This window comes from Leptolyngbya cf. ectocarpi LEGE 11479 (assembly GCF_015207065.1).
GTDB lineage: Bacteria > Cyanobacteriota > Cyanobacteriia > Phormidesmidales > Phormidesmidaceae > Leptothoe > Leptothoe ectocarpi.
The window spans coordinates 1-5,935 of the sequence record NZ_JADEXP010000394.1 but is presented as its reverse complement, the minus strand read 5'-3'; the positions used below and the strand labels follow the sequence as shown (position 1 = coordinate 5,935).

7 protein-coding genes are annotated in these 5,935 nt (G+C 48.6%); 4 read left to right on the top strand and 3 right to left on the bottom strand.

Features of this window, described 5'->3' with window-relative positions; all coding sequences use genetic code 11:
* Nucleotides 1-61: 61 nt before the first annotated feature.
* Nucleotides 62-523 (bottom strand): sigma factor, encoded by a 462-nt coding sequence (locus IQ260_RS26625; protein ID WP_193996106.1) that lies wholly within the window; start codon nucleotides 521-523, stop codon nucleotides 62-64.
* 490 nt (nucleotides 524-1,013) lie between these two features.
* Here IQ260_RS26625 and IQ260_RS26620 point away from each other — a divergent pair, with 490 nt between their 5' ends.
* The 3 genes from IQ260_RS26620 to IQ260_RS26610 all read left to right on the top strand — a co-directional run bounded on the left by IQ260_RS26620 (nucleotide 1,014) and on the right by IQ260_RS26610 (nucleotide 3,412).
* Nucleotides 1,014-1,256, top strand: a complete 243-nt coding sequence (locus IQ260_RS26620) for a hypothetical protein (RefSeq protein WP_193996105.1) — start codon at nucleotides 1,014-1,016, stop codon at nucleotides 1,254-1,256.
* Between the two features lie 634 nt (nucleotides 1,257-1,890).
* Nucleotides 1,891-3,027 (top strand): sodium-dependent bicarbonate transport family permease, encoded by a 1,137-nt coding sequence (locus IQ260_RS26615; RefSeq protein WP_193996107.1) that lies wholly within the window; start codon nucleotides 1,891-1,893, stop codon nucleotides 3,025-3,027.
* A 67-nt stretch (nucleotides 3,028-3,094) separates the two neighbouring features.
* Nucleotides 3,095-3,412, top strand: coding sequence for a P-II family nitrogen regulator (locus IQ260_RS26610; RefSeq protein ID WP_193996104.1), 318 nt, complete (start codon nucleotides 3,095-3,097; stop codon nucleotides 3,410-3,412).
* Between the two features lie 83 nt (nucleotides 3,413-3,495).
* Here IQ260_RS26610 and IQ260_RS26605 read toward each other — a convergent pair whose 3' ends face one another.
* Complete coding sequence (locus IQ260_RS26605) at nucleotides 3,496-4,455, bottom strand: YegS/Rv2252/BmrU family lipid kinase (protein ID WP_193996103.1); 960 nt, start codon at nucleotides 4,453-4,455, stop codon at nucleotides 3,496-3,498.
* Nucleotides 4,456-4,531: 76 nt separating this feature from the next.
* Nucleotides 4,532-5,458: a mechanosensitive ion channel family protein gene (locus IQ260_RS26600; RefSeq protein ID WP_193996102.1), complete on the bottom strand. Its 927-nt coding sequence runs from the start codon at nucleotides 5,456-5,458 to the stop codon at nucleotides 4,532-4,534.
* 364 nt (nucleotides 5,459-5,822) lie between these two features.
* Here IQ260_RS26600 and IQ260_RS26595 point away from each other — a divergent pair.
* Nucleotides 5,823-5,935 (top strand): helix-turn-helix domain-containing protein (locus IQ260_RS26595; protein WP_193995938.1); only part of this gene is annotated, 113 nt, incomplete at its 3' end.

Here is a 5,935-nt window from a genome sequence, read left to right as displayed (position 1 = left end):
CCCACTTTTCGTAGTAGACCCGGTATGATGCATGTCATGGCTATTCAGGTGGGTTTGTCTGTTAACAAAACCTTAGTGCCTGAATAGCTTTTCTGGCTATTTCTCTCGCTTTTCTGTCCGGACTATTGTTAAGCGGATCGAACTTTTCTACACCCCGTTGTAGACCAATGGTGCCCTCTTGAATGAGATCCAAAAGTTCAATATTTCGATTGAGGTACTTTTTAGCAATGGAAACAACCAAACGTAGGTTGGCCTCCACCATTTTTGTTTTAGCGGCTGTTCCAGCACGGAGATGATGCGTTAGCTCTTTAACTGTTAGGTTTGCTGCAGCGGCCCAAGCTTCCTGATCAACAGGATGATCTGTGTCTTCTCTAAGATTTTCCCGCAGATTTTCTAGCTCAACCAATCGTTGAACCGCTTTACCGTAGGTGATTTCCTGCTCGTGGGTTAAACGGGGAACGCGGCCAATCTCTTTTAAATATGTTTTTACATAGTCCGTAGAGGGCACTGTAGCTTTTTTCATGATTGTTGGCTTTAGTATGCAGAAATAACGGTGATGGGGGGGAGACCACTTAGACCTAAAGTGATTCGACTGAATTATTAAGATTATTTACGATGCCCTGCGTTTAAAAATCTATCTGGAGGAATATCTTTCGACGCTCACGACGTCAGCGCTTTTCCTGCACTTAGGGTCTTGCGGCTGAATGATGTACCCCATAAATCCGGTTTCGACTCTGCTCAACCTTCCAGGTGCATAAGGTCTGCTTATGCAATAGGTCTGCAAATCGGAGGCAATTTTTCGCGAAAAAACCGCGCATGTGCAAAATAATTTCATAAACTAAAAACTATGGTATTTGCTAAAAGCATAGACTCTTGACTATGAAATAGGTTTGACTAATTTCAAGCTGTGGCCCACGCTGCACCTAACTCACAGGTGAATTTTGGGCAGGTGTTCTGTGCGATACAGGCATTGTTCTGTTAGCGATACATATGATAGGCATGGAGTGGAAATCATGAATAAGTTTGAATCGAAACAATGGCAACCCAAGCTGGATACTGATGAAGGCTGGGTCGTGCAGGTATATGGCAGCAACCGCCGTTTGCTCTGTGTCTTAGAGCCTTCTCACGGCTGGATTTTTCTAGCTGGCTGTTGCGTGGGCTTGTTGTTATCAGTCGTTTGGTTCAATGCAGCTCGCTACAGCTCTCCGGTCGAACCAACAGCCCCCATAGAAGCGCCAGCATTGCAGATCGATTAGAACACCATGGCCGTTTTTTCTGTCGGCGAAACATTATTTGCCTGTTGAACAGTAAGAGTTCTTCTGAAGTGTATAGGTTAGCGAGAGACGATACCTCTTCGACAGGGACGAGTTCTAAAATTAGCAGCTTTCAACGAGTAGAATTGGCTGGTTCTGGAACTGCATATTCTACTCGTTCAGTTTTGAGGTCTCGGCCTGAGCGAATGTGCTCCATCGGCGACTGACAGTGGAGAAAAGCATACCCATAACCGTGAGTTTACATCAGACAAATGGATTGCTTTGTACTCTTAATATAATCTAAACTTATCATTTGGTTTAGATAATCCATCCTGTATTTTGCCTTGATGGCCCAATTTCCAAGGCTTTGTAAGATAGACTTAAATATATGGAGATTTGGTTTTTGATAGATTAAGGTCTATCAAAAATTGTTTTCATATCAGTGGACTGCTCTCAATGCATCGTTTAGAGAGCAGTCTTTTCTTAGAGCTTTGATCAAGCAAGGTTTCTAGACCCTGATAAGATTCTTAAATACGATGCAGTTTCTCAACATTTCCAGAATCTCCATGTGTCAATCAATCACTTTGGGGTTAATCCCCATGGATATAGTCCTGCTCTGATCAAGGAGAATTACAACGTGGATTTTTTGTCCAGTTTCTTTACGCTTTTCCTGGGGAAGTTGCAGTCCCCGACCCTAGGCTTTCTCATTGGTGGTATGGTCGTTGCCGCCTTCAACAGCCGACTGACAATTCCAGATCCGATCTATAAGTTCATCGTCTTCATGCTGCTCCTAAAGGTCGGCCTGAGCGGCGGCATTGCCATCCGCAACGCCAATCTGGTGGAGATGCTGTTGCCCGCATTGTTCGCCATGTTAGTGGGTGTCCTGATTGTGTTCATCGGGCGTTACACGCTGGCCAAGCTACCGAAAGTCAAAGTCGTGGATGCTATTGCGACTGCGGGCTTATTCGGTGCCGTGAGTGGTTCCACCCTGGCCGCTGGCCTGACAATCCTGGAAACCGAAGGCGTCCAATACGAACCCTGGGCTGCCGCACTCTATCCCTTTATGGATATCCCAGCCCTCGTGACTGCGATCGTCTTGGCCAGCATATATATCAGCAAGCAGCGCGACAAGTATTTCAGCCAAGAGGAGTCTCTCAGCAAGCAAACTGTGACTGCAGGCGGGTACTCCAGTGAGCAGGGCGGTACCGTAAGCGGCGGGTCCAGCAATCAGAGCACCACTGCAAGCGGGTATCCCAGAAAGCAGCCCGAGCGAGTCAAGATATGGCCCATTGTGCAGGAAAGTCTCCAGGGTTCTGCCCTATCGGCATTGTTGCTCGGCCTCGCTCTAGGCATACTAACCCGGCCGGAGAGTGTCTATGAGAGTTTCTTCAATCCCCTCTTTCGCGGCCTGCTTTCGATACTGATGCTGGTCATGGGTATGGAAGCCACGGCAAGGATCGGTGAGCTGCGCAAGGTGGGCCAGTGGTATGCCCTATATGCTTTTATAGCGCCGCTGCTGCATGGGTTCATTGCCTTCGGTCTTGGCATGATTGCCCACGTCACCACAGGATTCAGCCTTGGCGGCGTCGTGATCCTGGCCGTCATTGCCTCCTCTAGTTCAGACATCTCAGGACCGCCCACGTTGCGAGCCGGTATCCCGTCAGCCAATCCTTCTGCCTACATCGGCTCATCCACAGCCGTCGGCACACCGGTTGCGCTTGCCATAGGCATACCGCTCTTCATCGGACTTGCCCAGGCGCTAGGCGGCGGCTGATTTCGGATTTCCTAAGTTTCTATGTAGTCTGTAGTTTAATAAATACACTCATCGGGAGGTAATCAACATGAGTAAGCAAGCCAGCAAGCTCGTCATCGTCACGGAAAAGTTGTTGTTGAAAAAGATCGCCAAGATTATCGACGAAGCCGGGGCGACCGGTTATACGGTGGTGGACGCTGGCGGTAGAGGCAGTCGTAACGTGCGCTCGTCAGGGCAACCCAGTGTTTCCGACACCCAGGCGAATATAAAGTTCGAGATACTCACCCCCAGTCGGGAGATGGCCGTGAAGATTTCGGATGAGGTTGCAGCCCGGTTTTTCGAAGATTATTCGGGCATCTCCTATCTCTGTGACGTGATGGAGGTACTGCACGCACACAAGTTCTGATTCAACAATCAGCAACAAAAAAGCCGGGGGTTATGCCCCGGCTTTTTTGTTGCTGTGTGCCCACGGGATGTAGAACTAACGCTCTAGAGCTTGGGCTCAATTGTCAGATTAGGGAGTCCAGCTAAATCCTCAGACTTGGAGGATACCGGTTGCTGAGGCACAACCAGGGTTAACCCTTTGGGAACACACACAACGTCCAGCGGCGTTGTCCCCAACATCTCTCCATCTAGAACAACCTTTTGGGGCGGGTCAGTGGTGATACGGACGTGGCTACTGCGCAAATAACCCACATCGTCCCTCTGGGCTGCTTGGTTACTGATGGCGGAGCGAAAGAGTTCGTATGAGACGGCAAGGGTGCTGCCAATCCCTTCAGAGGCCACAATGGTAATATCCAGCAAACCATCATCAGCAATAATTTTCGCAGGTCCTTGAGCCAGTACCGATGTTGAAGGCGCTATGTTGGCGATGGTAATGGCGCTAGCACTGACTGAGATCACTCTGTCTTCGGTTTCTATGGTGGTCTCAAATGTATTCAGTCCTCTCAATTGCTGAATGCTCGACAAAATATAGGCTAAGGCTCCCAGCCGGTCCTTGGCATCCCGTGAAACTTGATCAATGACGTCTGCTTCTAAGCCAATCCCGGCTAACAACACCATGGGATACCCGTTGCAACGGGCGGTGTCGATCGTTCGCATGGATCCGGTTAAAGCAATCTCGCAGGCGTCTTCTAGATTGTTGGGTATATCCAACGCAGTTGCGATCGCATTGGCCGTACCTCGCGGAATAATCGCCATGGGAATCGACGATTCAGTCAAGGCCTCAGCTGCCGCATTGATGGTGCCATCTCCCCCCGATACAATCACCAACTCCACACCCTGCTCGACGGACTGAGCGGCTAGGGTGCGGGCATCGCGATCAGGGGTGGTCTCATAAACCGTTAGATTTAGCGACTGGGACAGATTCGCTCGCAAGCATTCTAAGTCTTGCTCGGCATTCCCCTGACCAGATACTGGGTTAAAAATTAAGTGGGCAGTACGATGCATACGATTGATTCTTGGCTTTAGAGGCAATTCTATCTGCCGTTGCTGATTTAGAGAATCAGCAACACCTTCCATACAACTATGACTTGGCCGCTACATGATCACTATTGGTGTGAGTGCCGTTGGCATGAACCTCACTGTTTTTAGGTTGAAAATCGCTGTACTGATCCTGATTGTAAAAGTAGAGTGTGCGAATCGGATAGGGAATGCCAATGTCGGCTTGATCAAATGCCTGCTTGATGGCCATCATCACCTGGGTTTGAATCCGGCGTACACATTTTTGTTCAGGATGGGTCCAATACCGAGCGACTAGATTAATAGAGCTGTCTCCAAACTCAACAATGTCCACTTCGGGAGACGGATTAGACTTAACTTCGTCTACACTCTTTAACGCTTTCATCAGTACGCTGGTGGCTTTGGGGAGTGGTGTATTGTAGTCCACACCAACGCCCAAATCTGTACGTCGCTGGGGGCACGCCGTTAAGACCTGCACCGGGCTAGTAAAAACAACTGAGTTAGGAATGACCACCTGCTCTCCTTGGTAGGTGCGAATGCGGGTGGCACGCAGCGCAACGTCCTCTACAGTGCCCTCATAATCACTTACAATAATCTGGTCGCCAATGGAAAAGGGCTCTTGCAGGAGTAACAGAATACCGGCTAGAAAATTCTTAAAGATATCTTGGAAGGCAAAACCAATGGCAACGGAACTGAGACCTAGTAGAGCCACCAGATCGCCCAGACGCAAATCAGGAAACGCCAGCACACAGGCAAGCAATATACCCACTGCCCAAGTGCCCACACGGCTAGTTTGAACCAGTAAAGACCGTAGGGATAAACTATTTAAAGTTTTGCTAGCAACCCGCCGCATGAGGCGCTGCACAATGCCTGCTAGAAAACTCGTGGCAGTGATTATAAGAATGGCCATCAACAGACCCGGTAAGATGCCAACAAACTGGCCAACCAGTCCAATTAACGTGCTTTTTACTTCCTGTATCAGAGATGTCATAGACCTGCCGTAAACCTTACAATATTTTAGAAACCTGCTCAAACCGGGAGAGGTGAGCGTGCCTGATATAGAAAATCATGGTTAGCAGGTGGTTGGCATCTGCCCTTGGGGGGAAATTGGAACTCAAAGCTATGGTCTATGGGCAATTTCTACCTTTGAGATTAAGTTGTCGCCCATAGCCACTTTTATTATCTTTCCCAGGGAGGATTCAAACTTGATGGAAAACCAGATAAACCTATAGATGTAGCTGCAGCGCTACTGAGAAAACGCATTCATGACCTCTCAAATCTCTTCTATATAGCGGTTCCTAGTTGTTTAGAATACAATATGAGGCTTACCTACAGACTCTAGGAATCTCCCTTAGATGAAGCCTCTTTCCACTGATTTACGTCAGCGCATCATTGCTGTTTATGCCGATGGCTCGATCTCCCAACGCCAATTAGCCGAACGCTTTCAAGTCAGCTTGAGTACGGTTCA

What these genes read in the sequence shown, in the direction of transcription:
- IQ260_RS26625 (WP_193996106.1), bottom strand. Translation starts at nt 523, where the DNA reads ATGAAAAAAGCTACAGTGCCCTCTACGGACTATGTAAAAACATATTTA.
- IQ260_RS26620 (WP_193996105.1), top strand. Translation starts at nt 1,014, where the DNA reads ATGAATAAGTTTGAATCGAAACAATGGCAACCCAAGCTGGATACTGAT.
- IQ260_RS26610 (WP_193996104.1), top strand. Translation starts at nt 3,095, where the DNA reads ATGAGTAAGCAAGCCAGCAAGCTCGTCATCGTCACGGAAAAGTTGTTG.
- IQ260_RS26605 (WP_193996103.1), bottom strand. Translation starts at nt 4,455, where the DNA reads ATGCATCGTACTGCCCACTTAATTTTTAACCCAGTATCTGGTCAGGGG.
- IQ260_RS26600 (WP_193996102.1), bottom strand. Translation starts at nt 5,458, where the DNA reads ATGACATCTCTGATACAGGAAGTAAAAAGCACGTTAATTGGACTGGTT.